General features: G+C 50.4%; 13 protein-coding genes. 9 read left to right on the top strand and 4 right to left on the bottom strand.

Features of this window, described 5'->3' with window-relative positions; all coding sequences use genetic code 11:
- Positions 1 to 37: 37 nt before the first annotated feature.
- The 5 genes from LVQ77_RS18100 (at position 38) to LVQ77_RS18080 (ending at position 7,939) form a co-directional block, all read left to right on the top strand.
- The gene (locus LVQ77_RS18100) at positions 38 to 442 is read left to right on the top strand and encodes a YgiW/YdeI family stress tolerance OB fold protein (protein WP_034460999.1); all 405 of its coding nucleotides are present in this window, start codon (positions 38 to 40) and stop codon (positions 440 to 442) included.
- Positions 443 to 727: 285 nt separating this feature from the next.
- Positions 728 to 2,998 carry a DNA topoisomerase IV subunit A gene (gene parC / locus LVQ77_RS18095; protein WP_151994900.1) on the top strand — a complete coding sequence of 757 codons (2,271 nt, stop codon included), beginning with the start codon at positions 728 to 730 and terminating at the stop codon, positions 2,996 to 2,998.
- Positions 2,999 to 3,177: 179 nt separating this feature from the next.
- A complete protein-coding gene (locus LVQ77_RS18090; RefSeq protein ID WP_232866228.1) occupies positions 3,178 to 3,933 on the top strand; it encodes a 1-acylglycerol-3-phosphate O-acyltransferase in 756 nt (251 codons plus the stop codon).
- Positions 3,934 to 4,027: 94 nt separating this feature from the next.
- Positions 4,028 to 5,440 (top strand): cell division protein FtsP, encoded by a 1,413-nt coding sequence (gene ftsP / locus LVQ77_RS18085; RefSeq protein ID WP_232866226.1) that lies wholly within the window; start codon positions 4,028 to 4,030, stop codon positions 5,438 to 5,440.
- 141 nt (positions 5,441 to 5,581) lie between these two features.
- Complete coding sequence (locus LVQ77_RS18080; protein WP_503489116.1) at positions 5,582 to 7,939, top strand: YgiQ family radical SAM protein; 2,358 nt, start codon at positions 5,582 to 5,584, stop codon at positions 7,937 to 7,939.
- Positions 7,940 to 8,051: 112 nt separating this feature from the next.
- Here LVQ77_RS18080 and dkgA read toward each other — a convergent pair whose 3' ends face one another.
- Together dkgA and yqhD are read right to left on the bottom strand one after the other, a co-directional pair.
- A complete protein-coding gene (gene dkgA / locus LVQ77_RS18070) occupies positions 8,052 to 8,879 on the bottom strand; it encodes a 2,5-didehydrogluconate reductase DkgA (RefSeq protein WP_232905161.1) in 828 nt (275 codons plus the stop codon).
- Between the two features lie 105 nt (positions 8,880 to 8,984).
- Positions 8,985 to 10,148 (bottom strand): alcohol dehydrogenase, encoded by a 1,164-nt coding sequence (gene yqhD, locus LVQ77_RS18065; RefSeq protein WP_232905160.1) that lies wholly within the window; start codon positions 10,146 to 10,148, stop codon positions 8,985 to 8,987.
- A 193-nt stretch (positions 10,149 to 10,341) separates the two neighbouring features.
- Between yqhD and LVQ77_RS18060 the strand changes: the two genes are divergently transcribed.
- Positions 10,342 to 11,232, top strand: coding sequence for an AraC family transcriptional regulator (locus LVQ77_RS18060; RefSeq protein WP_151994906.1), 891 nt, complete (start codon positions 10,342 to 10,344; stop codon positions 11,230 to 11,232).
- Positions 11,233 to 11,280: 48 nt separating this feature from the next.
- Here the strand turns inward: LVQ77_RS18060 and LVQ77_RS18055 are convergent, their stop codons facing one another.
- Positions 11,281 to 11,940 carry a DedA family protein gene (locus tag LVQ77_RS18055; protein ID WP_232866219.1) on the bottom strand — a complete coding sequence of 220 codons (660 nt, stop codon included), beginning with the start codon at positions 11,938 to 11,940 and terminating at the stop codon, positions 11,281 to 11,283.
- A gap of 180 nt (positions 11,941 to 12,120) precedes the next feature.
- Positions 12,121 to 13,311 (bottom strand): cystathionine beta-lyase, encoded by a 1,191-nt coding sequence (gene metC, locus LVQ77_RS18050; RefSeq protein WP_232866217.1) that lies wholly within the window; start codon positions 13,309 to 13,311, stop codon positions 12,121 to 12,123.
- Positions 13,312 to 13,499: 188 nt separating this feature from the next.
- Here metC and exbB point away from each other — a divergent pair, with 188 nt between their 5' ends.
- The 3 genes from exbB (at position 13,500) to LVQ77_RS18035 (ending at position 16,459) form a co-directional block, all read left to right on the top strand.
- The gene (gene exbB, locus LVQ77_RS18045) at positions 13,500 to 14,234 is read left to right on the top strand and encodes a tol-pal system-associated acyl-CoA thioesterase (RefSeq protein WP_151994909.1); all 735 of its coding nucleotides are present in this window, start codon (positions 13,500 to 13,502) and stop codon (positions 14,232 to 14,234) included.
- A gap of 4 nt (positions 14,235 to 14,238) precedes the next feature.
- Positions 14,239 to 14,664: a TonB system transport protein ExbD gene (exbD, locus tag LVQ77_RS18040; protein ID WP_232866215.1), complete on the top strand. Its 426-nt coding sequence runs from the start codon at positions 14,239 to 14,241 to the stop codon at positions 14,662 to 14,664.
- Positions 14,665 to 15,007: 343 nt separating this feature from the next.
- Positions 15,008 to 16,459, top strand: coding sequence for a methyl-accepting chemotaxis protein (locus LVQ77_RS18035; protein ID WP_232905159.1), 1,452 nt, complete (start codon positions 15,008 to 15,010; stop codon positions 16,457 to 16,459).
- Position 16,460 lies beyond the last annotated feature (1 nt).

The following is a 16,460-nucleotide window of genomic DNA, read 5'->3' as shown; positions in this document are numbered from 1 at the left end:
TAGCACTCATGAAATCATTCATAAAAGGAAAATTAAAATGAAAAAAATAGCCGCTATTATGACTATTCTCGCTATTACCGCAGCACCTGCACTGGCTGCAAATCAGGGCGGGTTCTCCGATCCGAACGCAGCTCCTGCCACCACACAAACTCAAACCGCAGGCGGTTTTGTCGGCCCAAGTGGCAGCAACACCACGGCGACACAGGCCAAGTCACTGTCTGACGATACCTGGGTCACTTTGCGCGGCAAGATTGAGTCACGCATCGGCGGTGACCATTACATCTTCCGTGATACATCTGGCACCATTAATGTCGATATCGACCATAAGCGTTGGAACGGCCAGACCATCACTCCGCAAGATACCGTTGAGATTCAAGGTGAAGTCGATAAGGACTGGAACTCTGTTGAAATCGACGTGAAGCAAATTACCAAAGTAAAATAATGCCCCAAATGAGCCGCAATTTGCGGCTCATTTCTTATCGTCTTACTTCATCTAAAGATACTCACTCCTCTGTGACTACGACTGCCAGATAAGGTACTATCGGCGGCAATTACGCCGTTTATACCCGTCATACTTCAAGCTGCAGATGCGTTGGCTGCACTCAGTCACCCCAGTCACTTACTTAAGTAAGCTCTTGGGGATTTCTGAGTTTGCCGCCTTTCTGCAACTCGAATTATTTAGGGTATGTGGCCACACTCGGCTCGTCAGTTTGAGGATGAATAATTAATGAGTGATTTAACTCATGATGGTGCAGAACGCCTTGCGCTGCACGAATTCACGGAAAATGCTTATCTCAACTATTCCATGTACGTCATTATGGACCGCGCTCTGCCGTTCATTGGCGATGGTTTAAAGCCCGTACAGCGTCGCATCGTCTATGCGATGTCGGAGTTGGGATTAAGCAATAGCGCTAAATTCAAAAAATCAGCCCGTACCGTTGGTGACGTGCTGGGTAAATACCATCCGCACGGCGACAGCGCTTGCTATGAAGCCATGGTATTGATGGCGCAGCCATTCTCCTATCGCTACCCACTGGTTGATGGCCAGGGAAACTGGGGTGCGCCGGATGATCCGAAGTCCTTCGCCGCGATGCGTTATACCGAATCGCGACTGTCGAAATATGCTGAAGTCCTGCTTGGTGAATTAGGGCAGGGGACGGTTGACTATGTGCCGAACTTTGACGGCACCATGCAGGAGCCGAAAATGCTACCTGCACGTCTGCCGAATATCCTGCTTAACGGCACCACCGGCATTGCCGTTGGTATGGCAACTGACATCCCGCCGCATAACTTACGTGAAGTAGCGAAAGCGGCAATCACTCTGATTGACCAGCCGAAAACTACGCTCGATGAGCTGCTGGATATTGTTCAGGGCCCGGATTACCCGACAGAAGCCGAAATCATCACCCCGCGTGAAGAGATCCGCAAAATTTACCAGAACGGCCGTGGTTCTGTGCGTATGCGTGCCGTGTGGAAAAAAGAAGATGGCGATGTGGTGATCACCGCGTTACCACATCAGGTTTCCGGTGCGCGCGTGCTTGAGCAAATCGCCAACCAAATGCGCGCTAAAAAGCTGCCAATGGTTGAAGACTTGCGCGATGAGTCGAACCACGAAAACCCGACGCGTCTGGTGATTGTGCCACGTTCCAACCGTATCGACGTCGAGCAGGTGATGAACCACCTGTTTGCCACCACCGATCTTGAGAAAAGCTATCGCATTAACCTCAATATGATCGGTCTGGATAACCGTCCATCGGTGAAAAACCTGTTGGAAATTCTTACCGAGTGGCTGGTTTACCGTCGCGAAACGGTGCGCCGCCGCCTGAGCTATCGTCTGGAAAAAGTCCTCAAACGCCTGCATATCCTCGAAGGTTTGCTGGTGGCGTTCCTCAATATTGACGAAGTGATCCACATCATTCGTACTGAGGATGAGCCGAAGCCGGTGTTGATGTCGCGCTTTGAGTTAAGTGAAACCCAGGCTGAATCTATCCTCGAGCTGAAATTACGCCACCTGGCAAAACTCGAAGAAGTGAAGATTCGCGGCGAACAAGCCGATCTGGAAAAAGAGCGTGACCAATTGCAGGGCATTCTGGCGTCTGAACGCAAAATGAATACCTTGCTGAAGAAAGAATTGCAGGCAGATTCTGATGCCTATGGCGATGACCGCCGTTCACCACTGCGTGAACGTGGCGAGGCGAAAGCCATGAGCGAGCACGACATGACTCCGTCTGAACCGGTGACCATTGTGTTGTCGCAAATGGGCTGGGTGCGTAGCGCCAAAGGCCATGATATCGACGCGCAAGGGCTAAACTACAAAGCGGGCGACAGCTACCTCGGCTCAGCCAAAGGCAAGAGCAACCAGCCGGTGGCGTTTATCGACTCCACCGGGCGAAGCTACGCGCTTGACCCGATAACGTTGCCTTCGGCTCGTGGCCAGGGTGAACCTTTGACCGGTAAACTGACGCCGCCGCCAGGTGCAGTCGTTGAGCACGTATTAATGGCACCGGACGACCAGAAACTGTTGATGGCGTCTGACGCGGGCTACGGTTTTGTCTGCACCTTTAACGATTTAGTGGCACGCAACCGTGCGGGTAAAACGCTGATCTCATTGCCGGAAAATGCGAAAGTCATGCCGCCAATGGAAATTTCAAGTGTGGACGACATGCTGCTGGCGATTACCGCCGCAGGCCGTATGCTGATGTTCCCGGTCGGTGATTTGCCGCAGCTTTCCAAAGGTAAAGGGAATAAAATCATTTCGATTCCTTCGGCGGAAGCGGCAAAAGGCGAAGACAAACTGGTTCATCTATTTGTATTGCCGCCGCAAAGCACCGTTACTTTGCACGTCGGCAAGCGCAAAATTAAACTTCGTCCGGAAGAGCTTCAAAAAATCACTGGTGAGCGTGGCCGTCGCGGCACATTGATGCGTGGTCTACAACGCATTGATCGTGTTGAAGTTGATTCTCCGCTTCGCGCAAGTGCAGGTGATAGCGAAGAGTAATCAAAAAATGGCGGCTGAAAGGCCGCCAGATTGGTATATTTTACGCTTAAGCAAGTCGTACACCCGTCATCATTCAAGTTGCAGTGCCCTGACTACCCCCATACTTACAGTCTGGTGCTTTCCTGCATCGCGAATTATTTAGGGTATACTTGTCAGCGCTTTTGGCTTTTGAGGTTGTTATGCTATCCATCGTACGTTTTATTATCGTTATAATTTATTGCATCCTGGTGAGCATTTTTGGCTGTATTTATTGCCTGTTCAGCCCACGTAACCCGCGCCACGTTGCAACTTTTGGCCATCTGTTTGGGCGCCTGGCACCGGTGTTCGGTTTGAAAGTCGAAACACGTTTACCGGAAGGTCATGAAAATCACCCGACGGCGATTTATATCTGTAACCACCAGAATAATTTCGACATGGTGACAGCTGCGAGTATTGTGCAGCCGCCGACAGTAACCGTCGGGAAAAAAAGCCTGCTGTGGATTCCCTTTTTTGGCCAAATCTACTGGTTAACCGGAAATATGCTGATTGACCGTGACAATCGCGCCAAAGCCCTGAGCACCATTTCCCAGGTGGTGGCGCAGATTCAGAAACGCAAAATATCGGTCTGGATGTTCCCTGAAGGCACGCGTAGCCGTGGTCGTGGCTTGTTGCCGTTTAAAACAGGCGCATTCCATGCAGCAATTGCTGCGGGCGTCCCAATTATTCCGGTGTGTGTTTCCAATACCAGCAATAAAATTAAGCTAAACCGTTGGAATAACGGTTTGGTGATTGTCGAAATGCTGGAGCCAATTGATATCAGCGGTTATGGCAAAGATCAGGCGCGTAAACTCGCTACTCATTGCCGCGATATCATGAGGGAAAAAATCGCCGAATTAGATAAAGAAGTCGCGGAGCGTGAAGCTTCCGGTCGAGTTGAGAAAAAGCAGGCGAATTAATCATTTTTATACCCCTGCAATTAGAGTATTACGGGGGTATTTTGGCGGCACGTTTTGTGCCGCACTACGTAAGTCAGTTTCCCATGGAGTAATTATGTCACTCAGTCGGCGTCAGTTTATTCAGGCATCAGGAGTCGCACTTTGTGCCGGCTCGGTGCCACTGAGGGCAAACGCAGCAGGGCTGCAGCAACCTTTACCCGTACCACCTTTATTAGAATCCCGTCGTGGGCAACCCTTGTTCCTTACGTTACAACGAGCACACTGGTCATTTACCGGTGGTGCTAAGGCGCCGGTCTGGGGTTTGAACGGACGTTATCTCGGGCCGACCATCCGGGTATGGAGCGGTGATGACGTGAAGATGATTTACAGCAATCGTCTACAAGAAAATATCGCCATGACGATTGCCGGTTTGCAGGTTCCAGGTCCGCTTATGGGTGGCGCTGCACGCATGATGCAGCCCAACGTCGACTGGGCACCGGTTCTGCCAATTCGCCAGCAAGCGGCGACGCTTTGGTATCACGCCAACACGCCTAACCGTACCGCAAAGCAGGTTTACAATGGCCTTGCGGGCATGTGGCTGATTGAAGATGAAGTCAGCAAAAATCTGCCTATTCCTAACCACTATGGTGTCGATGACTTCCCGGTCATTATTCAAGATAAGCGCCTCGATAACTTTGGCGCGCCTGAATATGAAGAGCCAGGCAATGGTGGATTTGTGGGCGACACACTGCTGGTGAATGGTGTGCAGGGGCCGTATGTTGAGGTCTCTCGCGGCTGGGTGCGTTTGCGTTTGCTGAACGCTTCTAACTCACGCCGCTATCTACTGCAAATGAGCGATGGCCGTGCGATGCATGTTATTTCCAGCGACCAGGGTTTCCTGCCTGCACCGGTTTCCGTAAAGCAACTTTCACTGGCTCCGGGCGAACGCCGTGAGATTCTGGTGGATATGAGTGACGGCAAAGAAGTGTCGATAACCTGCGGTGAAGCGGCCGGTATCATGGATAGAATCCGTGGTTTCTTTGAGCCGTCGAGCATTCTTATTTCCACGCTGGTTCTGACGTTGCGTGCCACCGGTCTGCTGCCGTTAGTGACTGATACATTACCAATGCGCTTGCTGCCGGATGAAATTATTAATGGCAACCCGGCGCGTAGCCGTGAAATTACTCTCGGCGAAGATCCCGGTATTAACGGTCAGCTATGGGATATGAAACGCATTGATATTCAGACTCAGCAAGGCACCTGGGAGCGCTGGACCGTGCGTTCCGATATGCCGCAATCTTTCCATATTGAAGGCGTGAGTTTCCTGATTAAAAACGTCAATGGCGCAGCACCATTTGGTGAAGACCGCGGCTGGAAAGATACGGTTTGGGTTGATGGGCAGGTAGAGTTATTGGTCTATTTTGGCCAGCCTTCCTGGGAACATTTCCCATTCCTCTATACAAGTCAGACGCTTGAAATGGCAGACCGTGGTTCTATCGGTCAATTGCTGGTGCAGCCTGCGCCATAAACCATTTTAGGTCCTTTCCATCAGTGAAAGGGCCTTAGATTTTAACACGGCAATAACACTTCATTTTTGACCCCATACCAGCGTATAATCGCCGGCTTTGGTTATTTTTAAATCATTTTTTATTCATTTTTCGGAAGCATTATGAGCTCTATTAGCTTGATCCAGCCCGATCGCGAACTCTTTTCGTGGCCACAATACTGGGCAGCCTGTTTCGGCCCGGCACCATTTTTACCCATGTCACGCAAGGAAATGGACGAGTTAGGTTGGGATAGCTGTGACATCATTCTGGTTACCGGAGATGCCTACGTTGACCATCCAAGTTTTGGTATGGCGATCTGTGGCCGAATGCTGGAAGCCCAAGGCTTCCGCGTGGGCATCATTGCCCAACCAGACTGGAATACTAAAGAAGACTTCATGCGTCTTGGCAAACCGAATCTGTTTTTCGGTGTGACCGCAGGCAACATGGACTCCATGATCAACCGCTACACCGCGGATCGTAAGCTGCGCCATGACGATGCTTACACGCCAGATAACGTGGCGGGTAAACGCCCGGATCGTGCGTCGCTTGCTTATACCCAGCGTTGTAAAGAAGCCTGGCGCGATGTGCCCGTCATTCTTGGTGGCATTGAAGCGAGCCTGCGCCGTACCGCGCATTACGATTACTGGTCTGATACCGTTCGTCGCTCAATCCTGGTCGATGCGAAAGCCGATATGCTGATTTTCGGCAACGGCGAGCGCCCGCTGGTAGAAGTGGCTCACCGCATGGCAATGGGCGAGAAAATCGATCAAATTTGCGATGTGCGTAACACCGCCATGATGCGTAAAGAAGCGATGCCGGGCTGGTCTGGTGTGGATTCTACGCGTCTGGATATGCCTGGCCGTATCGACCCGATTCCACACCCTTACGGTGAAGATTTGCCGTGTGCAGAAACCGGTAAACCGGATAAGCCAATTAACGAAGCTCAGGCTATCGTGGTTAAACCAGCGCCGATGAAGCCGTGGGAAAAAACCTACGTGTTGCTGCCGTCCTTTGAAAAAGTCAAAAATGACAAAGTGCTGTATGCGCATGCTTCACGTATTTTGCACCATGAAACCAACCCAGGTTGTGCTCGTGCGTTGATGCAAAAACACGGTGACCGTTATATCTGGATTAACCCGCCAGCCATCCCGCTTTCCACTGAAGAGATGGACAGCGTATTTGCACTGCCTTACAAGCGCGTTCCGCACCCTGCCTATGGCAAGGCGCGAATTCCTGCTTATGAGATGATTCGTTTCTCAGTGAACATCATGCGTGGCTGTTTCGGTGGCTGTTCATTCTGCTCCATTACCGAACACGAAGGCCGCATCATTCAGAGCCGTTCTGAAGATTCGATCATTAGCGAAATTGAAGCGATGCGCGATACCGTTCCAGGCTTTACTGGCGTGGTTTCGGATCTCGGTGGCCCAACCGCCAACATGTATATGCTGCGCTGTAAGTCGCCGCGTGCGGAACAGACATGCCGCCGCTTGTCTTGCGTGTATCCGGACATTTGCCCGCACATGGACACCAACCATGAGCCGACGATCAACTTGTATCGCCGCGCCCGTGAGATTAAAGGGGTTAAGAAGATCCTGATCGCATCCGGTGTTCGTTACGATATCGCAGTGGAAGATCCACGTTATATCAAAGAGCTGGCGACGCACCATGTTGGTGGTTATCTGAAGATTGCTCCGGAGCATACCGAAGAAGGGCCGCTATCTAAGATGATGAAGCCGGGTATGGGCAGTTATCAGCGCTTTAAAGAGCTGTTTGATACTTACTCCAAACAGGCAGGTAAAGAGCAGTATTTGATTCCTTACTTTATTTCTGCGCACCCGGGTACGCGTGATGAAGACATGGTGAATCTGGCTCTGTGGCTGAAGAAGAACCGCTTCCGTTTGGATCAGGTGCAGAACTTCTACCCGTCGCCGCTGGCGAACTCGACCACCATGTATTACACCGGCAAGAACCCGTTGGGTAAGATTGGTTATAAGAGTGAAGATGTGGTGGTGCCGAAAGGCGATCGTCAGCGCCGCTTGCATAAAGCGTTGCTGCGTTACCATGATCCAGCCAACTGGCCGCTGATTCGTGAAGCGCTGGAAGCGATGGGTAAAAAGCACCTGATTGGTGGCCGCCGTGAGTGCCTGGTGCCTTCGCCAACGATTGAAGAGATGCGTGAAGCGCGCCGTTATAACCGTGGAGCGCGTCCAGCATTGACGAAACATACGCCAATGACACATCAGCGTCGTGCACCTGGCGACACTAAGCCTGCTGCCGGTGGGAAACCTGTTGCTGGTGCGAAGCCTACGGCTGGTGCTAAACCTGTTGCTGGTGCGAAGCCTACGGCTGGTGCTAAACCTGTTGCTGGCGCGAAGCCTACAGCTGGTGCTAAACCTATTGCTGGTGCTAAAGCGGCTACTGGTGCAAGACCTGCACCTAAAGTTGTATCAAAGCCTACAAGCAGGAAACGCCCGGCTTAAGGATTGTAGTGAAACAGCCAGGGCGGATGTCGCAAACGACATCCGCCCTGGCGCTACAATATCTTTCCTGGATCGGATAAGCGTAAGCGCCATCCGACACTATGAAACAGTTTTACGAGCCAAACACATCAGGGTCTGGTCCCAGACGCTTATGATTATCCAGCTTCGCAATCTCGCTTAACTCGTCTTTATCAAGACGGAAATCAAACACGTCAAAGTTCTCAGCAATACGCGATGGGGTCACCGATTTCGGAATCACAACCAGCCCGCTATCCAGATGCCAGCGAATGACAATCTGTGCCGGGGTTTTACCGTATTTATCGGCAAGGTCACGGATGATTTTCTTATCAAACACACCCTCTCCGCCCTGAGCCAGTGGGCTCCAGGATTCGGTCTGAATTTTATGTGTCGCATTCCAGGCATGAAGCTGGCGTTGTTGCAGCAGTGGGTGGAGTTCAATCTGGTTGATAACCGGCGAGACGCCCGTTTCATCAATCAGACGCTGGAGATGGTTGAGTTGGAAATTACAGACGCCAATGCTTTTGACCAGCCCTTGTTTTTGCAGCTCAATCATACCTTTCCAGGCTTCAACATAGTGATCTTTGCTCGGCACCGGCCAGTGCATCAAATACAGATCGACGTAATCGAGCTGGAGCTTTTCAAGGCTGTCTTCCAGCGCCTGACGTGGCCTTTGCTGATCGTCATTCCACAGTTTGGTGGTGATAAACAGTTCGTCGCGCGCAATTCCAGCCTGTTTTAGTGCATTGCCCACGCCGTCTTCGTTCTTGTACGCCGCAGCGGTATCAATGGAGCGATAGCCGACTTCCAGCGCTTTATCGATGGCAATCAGGACTTGATCGTTGCTGGCTTGCCAGACACCGAGCCCCAATTGTGGCATTACATTTCCATCCTGAAGCTTGATTACTGTTGGATTTGCCATGTATTCCTCCTTAATAAGCGATACACCGGAAGGGGCTTCCGGTGTAACAATTGCATTTAAGTCTGGACCAAATACTCAGAAACGTGAAAAAAATGGCTAAATTACTTAGCGTGCTGCCTCGTAAATACGACGGCTTACGTCCAGAGTAATGTCCTGGCGCTCACCTAATTTAGTCATGCCTTTTTCTTCCAGTTTTACCAACAGAGCCGGGATGGTGCTGCCATCCAGACCATAGGCAGACAGGCGAGTTGGGGAACCCATTTGCTCGAAGAAATTACGGGTTGCAGCAATTGCCGCATCAATACGTTCTTCTTCGGAACCTTCAGTGATATTCCACACGCGCTCAGCGTATTGCAGAAGTTTGCCGCGTTTCTCGTTACGTTTTTCATTCAACAAAGATGGCAGAACCACCGCCAGAGTCTGCGCGTGATCCAGGCCGTGCATCGCAGTCAGTTCATGACCCAGCATGTGAGTCGCCCAGTCCTGCGGTACGCCGGCACCGATCAGGCCGTTTAATGCCATGGTCGCCGCCCACATTACGTTGGCACGCACGTCATAGTTTTCTGGCTCTTTCAGTGCAATTGGGCCGTCTTCAACCAGCGTTAACAGAATACCTTCGGCAAAACGGTCCTGCACCTTGGCGTTCACTGGGTAAGTGATGTACTGCTCAACGGTGTGAACAAAGGCGTCGACTACACCGTTTGCAACCTGGCGCGGTGGCAAAGTGTAGGTGTAAACCGGGTCAAGTACCGCGAATACAGGCTGAACGTGTTCAGACATAAACGCTTGTTTGTCGCCTGTTTCACGGCGAGAAACTACGGCACCCTTGTTGGATTCAGAACCGGTCGCAGGCAGCGTCAGAACAGAACCCATTGGGATTGCGCTCTTCACATCGTTGCCATGAGTTAGCAGGATATTCCATGGATCGATATCAGCCGGATAGTTGGCTGCTGCGGCGATGAATTTAGTGCCATCCAGCACAGAACCGCCACCGACCGCTAACAGGAAAGTGACTTTCTGCTGGCGCACAACTTCTACCGCTTTCATCAGCGTTTCGTAAGTCGGGTTAGGTTCAATACCACTAAACTCCAGTACATCCAGCCCTTTGAGTTCGGCGTAAACCTGGTCCAGCACGCCGTTTTTCTTCACGCTGCCGCCGCCGTAGGTGATCAATACGCGGGCATCAGCAGGAATTTGTGCGCGCAATTCGGAAATAGCGCCTTTACCAAACAGGATGCGAGTTGGGGTATGTAGGTTGAAGTTGTTCATTATTTGATTCCTGTGGTTTGGATCGTTAGAGACAATACTTATCGAATTTGATGGTAGCCATTGTCGGCTTCGGCTGGCTATCTCTCAATGCTTATTCCTGCCTTTGTCTTGCCTATTTCTACTTACCTCTGGAGAAAAATATAAATTAGTCGCAGACTTATCACGTCATAAAAGCCTTGTGGAGCGGAAGGGAATGAAGCGGGAAGAGATTTGCCAGCAATTAACAAACAAGATTAATTATTTGATACAAAAAGAAAATAGTGGTCTTTCTTCATTACCAAATGTCACTTTATTGTATGGCACTAAACCCTATGCCCGCACGCCAGTAATGTATGAGCCGGGAATCATTATTCTCTTTTCAGGGCAAAAAACGGGTTATTTGAACGATCGTGTGTTTCGCTACGATGCTAATGAATATCTGCTATTAACGGTGCCACTGCCTTTTGAATGTGAAACCTTTGCCTCACCTGAAATGCCACTGGCGGGCTTGCGAATTAATATCGATATCTTGCAGCTTCAGGATTTGCTTATGGATATTGGCGAGGATGATTTATCGCATCCGCATAACAACTCAACAGGGATTAACTCAGCCGAGATTTCCGAAGAGATCCTGTGTGCCGCCGAGCGTTTGCTGGACGTGCTCGAACACCCGCTTGATGCGCGAATTCTGGGAAAACAGATCATTCGCGAGATTCTCTACCACATTTTAATTGGGCCGTGTGGCGGGGCGCTGCTGGCATTGGTTAGCCGGCAGACGCATTTCAGCCTGATTAGCCGTGTGTTGCGTCGTATTGAAACGCAGTACACCGAGAACCTCTCAGTGGACCAACTAGCCGCTGAAGCGAATATGAGCGTCTCTGCGTTTCACCATAACTTTAAGTCGGTGACCAGTACTTCGCCGCTGCAATACCTCAAAAGCTACCGCCTGCATAAAGCGCGAATGTTGATTTTGCATGATGGGGTGAAAGCTAGCGCTGCGGCTATTCGTGTGGGATATGAAAGTGCTTCGCAGTTTAGCCGCGAGTTTAAACGCTACTTTGGGGTGACTCCGGGTGAAGATGCCGCTCGTATGCGAGTCATTTAAGCTGAAGCTTACAGAGTGGATAATTTCGCATTATCCACTCTGTAATTTTTATGCGGGGTTAAATCTTTTTTTGATAACCACAAATAGTGTGCCTACCAGACCTGCGACCAGCAGAACCATCGGCAGAATCATCAGGCAGGTCATCACCTGATCTTCGTGGCGTTTCACAAATGGAATCATGCTCAGGGCATAACCCAGGCTGGTGACGCTACCAACCCATAACAACCCACTAAACCAGTTAAATACCTGGAAGCGGCGATTGCTAAGGCCAGAAATGCCCGCCATGGTTGGCAGCAGTGTGCGCACAAACGCCAAAAAACGGCCAGCTAACAAAGCGAATAAACCGTGTCGGTCAAACATCACCGTCGCTCGCTCGTGATACTGCGGTGGAAGTTGTTTCAGCCAGCTTTTCACCACCCGGGTATTGCCGAGCCAGCGGCCTTGCACATAGCTCAACCAGCAACCGAGGCTTGCTGCCGCGGTTAAAATAACGATTGTCGGGACGAAATTCATAACCCCTTTTGCCACTAGCGCTCCTGCGAGTAATAGCAGACTGTCACCTGGCAAAAACGAGGCGGGCAGTAATCCATTTTCGAGAAACAGCGTCGCAAACATGACGCAATAAACCACTCCAACAACATGAGGGTCCGCGAGTGCAGCAAAGTCATGTTGCCAAAGCGCTTGAACGATATTGTGTATAACAGCCATGGCAAATCCTGTGGAACCGCTTTATTGAGCAGGCCTGAATCTACAGTAGTTAGATTAGGCACACCTTAGTTTTAGGAACTTAGTGTAACGCTAAAAAGCCTGCGACATCTTGATCACAGGCTCAACAAATCATTATGGGATAGCAAAAACTGTCCTTATGGGCGTCCACTTCTGGCAATTTTAGGCGATCCGCTGGAAACCTGCTTCAAGATCGGCGATGAGATCGTCAACATTTTCCAGGCCAATGTGAATGCGTACTAGCGTCCCGCTGAAGTCTACCCCGCCAGCCGGGCGGATCTCTGCGAGTTCTTCCGGTTGGTTGGCTAGGATAAGCGATTCATAGCCGCCCCAGGAATAGGCCATACTAAAATAGTGGAAATTATCCAGGTAGTGCTGATATTGCTCGTTATTTAAGCGACTCTTCAGCACAAATGAGAACAAGCCGCTGCTACCTGTAAAGTCTCGTTTCCAGAATTCATGCCCTTTGCTGCCGGGCAGTGCAGGGTGATTAACACGTTCAACCTGCGGGTGTTGTGCCAGCCATTCGGCAATTTTCAGACTACTTTCATGATGTTGACGCAGGCGAACACCAAGAGTGCGTAGACCTCTGCTCGTCATATAAGCGGTATCGGCATCCAACATTTGCCCCATCAGATAAGAGTTCTCGCGCAACTGATCCCAGCAACGTGCATTTGATACAGCTGTACCAACCATCGCATCCGAGTGGCCAATCAGGTATTTGGTGCCGGCCTGAATCGAAATATCGATACCGAAATCCAGCGCCTTAAAGAGAATGCCTGCCGCCCAGGTGTTATCAATCATGATGATGGCGTCTGGGGCAACGCTGCGTACCGCCTGTACAATGGCTGGAACGTCATGTACTTCCATTGTGATAGAGCCGGGCGATTCCAGAAATACGACTTTAGTATTGGGTTGCACAAGTTCAGCAATGCCTGCGCCAATCATTGGGTCAAACCAGGTGGTGCTCACACCGAGTTTAGCGAGGATTTTGGTGCAGAAGTCCTGGCTGGGCTCGTAAGCGGAGCCGGTCATCAGCACATTGTCACCTTGCTCGACGAACGCCAGAATCGCATTGGCAACGGCTGCGGCGCCACAAGGGTAAAGCGCACAACCCGCACCACCTTCGAGCTCGCACATTGCTTCTTGTAAAGAGAAGTGGGTCAGGGTGCCGCGGCGACCATAAAAAAGTTCGCCTTTCGCGCGGTTAGCCGTCGCCTGCTTTTTGGCTTCAACAGTTTCAAAAACCAACGAGGAAGCGCGTTGAATGACGCTGTTAACCGAACCCTGGGTGAATTTTTTATCGCGCCCGGCATTAACCAGCGCCGTTTCAATGTGCTTCTTCGCAGTCATGTTCACTTTACCCTGTTTAACCATCTGGATGTCTAAATCTAACTTATCATCTTTTTGCTGCGTAAGCGCAAGGAATGCATAGACAATTTAAGGCACTCTTTAAATACTAATGAGAACTACTATCAATTCGATGCCGTTTTGATATTATTACGACCAGTTTTTGTATTGTTTCGTGGTGGAGAGTAAGAGTGACGAATAATTTGATGCAGACAGACCTCTCTGTCTGGGGCATGTATCAACATGCCGACATCGTGGTAAAGATTGTGATGATCGGCCTGATTATGGCCTCTGTCGTCACTTGGGCAATCTTCTTTAGCAAAAGTGTTGAGCTGTCATCGCAGAAGCGCCGTCTTAAGCGTGAACAGCAGCAACTGGCTAATGCCCGCTCTCTGGATGAAGCCAGTGAAATGGCCGAAACGTTTGATTCGAAAAGCCTCAGCACTATGCTTATCAACGAAGCACAGAACGAACTGGAGCTTTCCGCAGGCAGCGAAGATAACGAAGGCATTAAAGAGCGTACCGGTTTCCGCCTTGAGCGCCGTGTTGCGGCAGCGGGTCGCCACATGGGACGCGGTAACGGCTTCCTTGCGACCATCGGTGCGATCTCTCCATTCGTCGGCCTGTTTGGTACGGTCTGGGGCATCATGAACAGCTTCATTGGGATTGCTCAGTCGCAGACCACTAACCTGGCGGTTGTTGCACCTGGTATCGCAGAAGCGTTGCTGGCAACGGCTATTGGCTTGGTTGCAGCGATTCCTGCGGTTGTTATCTATAACGTCTTTGCCCGAGTGATTGGCGGCTATAAAGCGTCTCTGGGTGACGTTGCTGCTCAGGTTCTGCTGCTGCAAAGTCGTGATCTGGATTTAGCGGCTAGCTCTCAGTCTCGCCCAGTACGTACCGCTCAGAAACTGCGTGTAGGTTGATCCCATGGCAATGAGTTTTAACGAAAACCACGATGATAACGGCGAAATGCATGACATCAACGTGACGCCGTTTATCGATGTCATGTTGGTACTGCTGATTATCTTCATGGTGGCCGCACCGCTTGCGACAGTGGATGTGAAGGTTAACCTTCCTGCATCTTCAAGCCAGCCGCAACCGCGCCCGGAAAAGCCCGTCTATCTGTCCGTCAAAGCTGACAAAACCATGTTTATTGGTAACGATGAAGTGACCAAAGAAAGCATGATTAACACGCTGATGGCGGCGACCGAAGGCAAGAAAGACACCACGATTTTCTTCCGCGCAGACAAAACGGTTGATTACGAAACCATGATGAACGTGATGGATACGCTGCATCAGGCAGGGTATTTGAAGATCGGGTTGGTGGGACAAGAAGTCACTGCCGCCAAATAAGTTTTGCATGCTCTTACAACGGCCTGTTAGCTCAACTAACGGGCCGTTTTTCTTTTGTCCGCATTCCCGTCTGACTTAATTCAAATTTTAAAATCACACGAACGTATTATTGATAACGTGTGAAACTTATTCGCGATGAAACAATGTTTATCTATGCTATTTCTATGCCCGTCATAATTCGAGCCGCAGGGGTGTTGGCTGCACTCACAAACCCCAGTCACTTACTTAAGTAAGCTCCTGGGGATTTGCTCCCTTGCCGCCTACCTGCAACTCGAATTATTTTGGGTATATGCGGGATTATTCCGTCCTGAAAATATCTGATAACAGAAGCGTGGATAACCAAATGGCAACGATGACTGTTTTGCATACCGGCAATAAACAGCCCGACGTGGTGTCTCTGAGAAACATTTATCTGCATGCTGATGTTTTAATGTTTTGGGTCGTGTGGGGAATGTTTGTTATTTCACTGGCGGTGGGGTGGGCTTATGATGCGCTACCGGTGGCGCTGGTAGTGGGCAGTTTACTTGCGTTGAGTTCCAGTATTATCAAAGTATTACTACCCGGTAAGCTATTTACCCGCTTGTATTATGCGTTCACATTAATCGGTTTTGCCGCATTGCTCATTCAATTAGGTGACGGTGAAACTGAATATCACTTTTCGGTTTTTGTATTGCTATCAGCATTATTAGCTTATCGCGATTATCGACCATTATTAATAGGGGCGATGGTTGCAGCGCTTCACCATGTATTATTTGCCTGGCTGCAAGCTAATGACTTATTTGGTATCACTTGCTTTATGCATCCCGGCATTCATATGGTGGTATTCCATGCCATTTTTGTGGTGGCGCAAACGGCAATCCTGATTTATATGGCATTGCGAATGGCAGACGATGCCCGTTCCGCCAGCGAAGTCGCGCAACTGGCGGCGCAGATTAACCGCCAGCCGGGTTGCCTGACCCTTACGCGTAGTGAAAGAGAAAGCCGCACGCCGTTTGCTCAAACCTTTAATACTACGCTTACCACGATGAGAGACACGCTAAGCCAGGTGCGCGCTGGTGTGGCATCAGTACTCACAGCTTCGGAAAGTATCATCCAACGTAATGCCGCATTGTCTAAACGTACTGACGAGCAGGCCGCCGCATTGGCCGTTGCAGCCAGTGCTATGAAACAACTCAGCTCCTCCGCAGTCGCGACTAGTGACAAAGCGCAAAGTGCCAGAATGCTTGCCACTCAGGCAAGTAATCTCGCCAGCAAAGGTGGAGTCAGTATTGATGCTGCCACACACACTATGGATCAAATCCGCGAAGAGTCTGACCACATCAGCAATATTCTCGAACTCATCGATGGCATTGCCTTTCAGACTAATATTCTGTCACTAAACGCGTCCGTTGAAGCAGCCCGGGCAGGTGCTCATGGTCGAGGGTTCGCGGTGGTGGCTGCCGAAGTACGCACACTGGCGTTACGTTGCGAAAATGCGGCCAAAGACATACGTCAGTTGATAAGCGTATCGGTAGAGTGTACTCGGACAGGCTCGGTACAAGTGGAGAACGCTGGGCAAACCATGCGTGAAGTGATTGGTTCCATCAATGCGTTGGCACAGTTGGTGGAAGAGCTTTCTGATATGAGTGGACAGCAAAGCATCAGCATCAGGCAAATGAATGAGAGCATCGCCAGTATCGATGAAAGCGTGAGGTATAACGTGGAACATACTGCGCAAACCGTACAGGCTGCGCGCCAACAACAGCAACAAGCTGATGATTTGCAGCAGGCAATCTCAGTATTTCGTCTGGCCTGAT

Origin of the sequence: Buttiauxella cochleicola (assembly GCF_021282435.1) — a bacterium.
Classification (GTDB): Bacteria; Pseudomonadota; Gammaproteobacteria; order Enterobacterales; family Enterobacteriaceae; genus Buttiauxella; species Buttiauxella massiliensis.
The sequence above is the reverse complement of the archived record's forward strand: the minus strand, read 5'-3'. Positions and strand labels throughout refer to the sequence as shown.

What these genes read in the sequence shown, in the direction of transcription:
- parC (WP_151994900.1), top strand. Translation starts at nt 728, where the DNA reads ATGAGTGATTTAACTCATGATGGTGCAGAACGCCTTGCGCTGCACGAA.
- yqhD (WP_232905160.1), bottom strand. Translation starts at nt 10,148, where the DNA reads ATGAACAACTTCAACCTACATACCCCAACTCGCATCCTGTTTGGTAAA.
- LVQ77_RS18100 (WP_034460999.1), top strand. Translation starts at nt 38, where the DNA reads ATGAAAAAAATAGCCGCTATTATGACTATTCTCGCTATTACCGCAGCA.
- ftsP (WP_232866226.1), top strand. Translation starts at nt 4,028, where the DNA reads ATGTCACTCAGTCGGCGTCAGTTTATTCAGGCATCAGGAGTCGCACTT.
- LVQ77_RS18055 (WP_232866219.1), bottom strand. Translation starts at nt 11,940, where the DNA reads ATGGCTGTTATACACAATATCGTTCAAGCGCTTTGGCAACATGACTTT.
- LVQ77_RS18090 (WP_232866228.1), top strand. Translation starts at nt 3,178, where the DNA reads ATGCTATCCATCGTACGTTTTATTATCGTTATAATTTATTGCATCCTG.
- LVQ77_RS18060 (WP_151994906.1), top strand. Translation starts at nt 10,342, where the DNA reads ATGAAGCGGGAAGAGATTTGCCAGCAATTAACAAACAAGATTAATTAT.
- LVQ77_RS18080 (WP_503489116.1), top strand. Translation starts at nt 5,582, where the DNA reads ATGAGCTCTATTAGCTTGATCCAGCCCGATCGCGAACTCTTTTCGTGG.
- dkgA (WP_232905161.1), bottom strand. Translation starts at nt 8,879, where the DNA reads ATGGCAAATCCAACAGTAATCAAGCTTCAGGATGGAAATGTAATGCCA.
- exbD (WP_232866215.1), top strand. Translation starts at nt 14,239, where the DNA reads ATGGCAATGAGTTTTAACGAAAACCACGATGATAACGGCGAAATGCAT.
- metC (WP_232866217.1), bottom strand. Translation starts at nt 13,311, where the DNA reads ATGACTGCGAAGAAGCACATTGAAACGGCGCTGGTTAATGCCGGGCGC.
- LVQ77_RS18035 (WP_232905159.1), top strand. Translation starts at nt 15,008, where the DNA reads ATGGCAACGATGACTGTTTTGCATACCGGCAATAAACAGCCCGACGTG.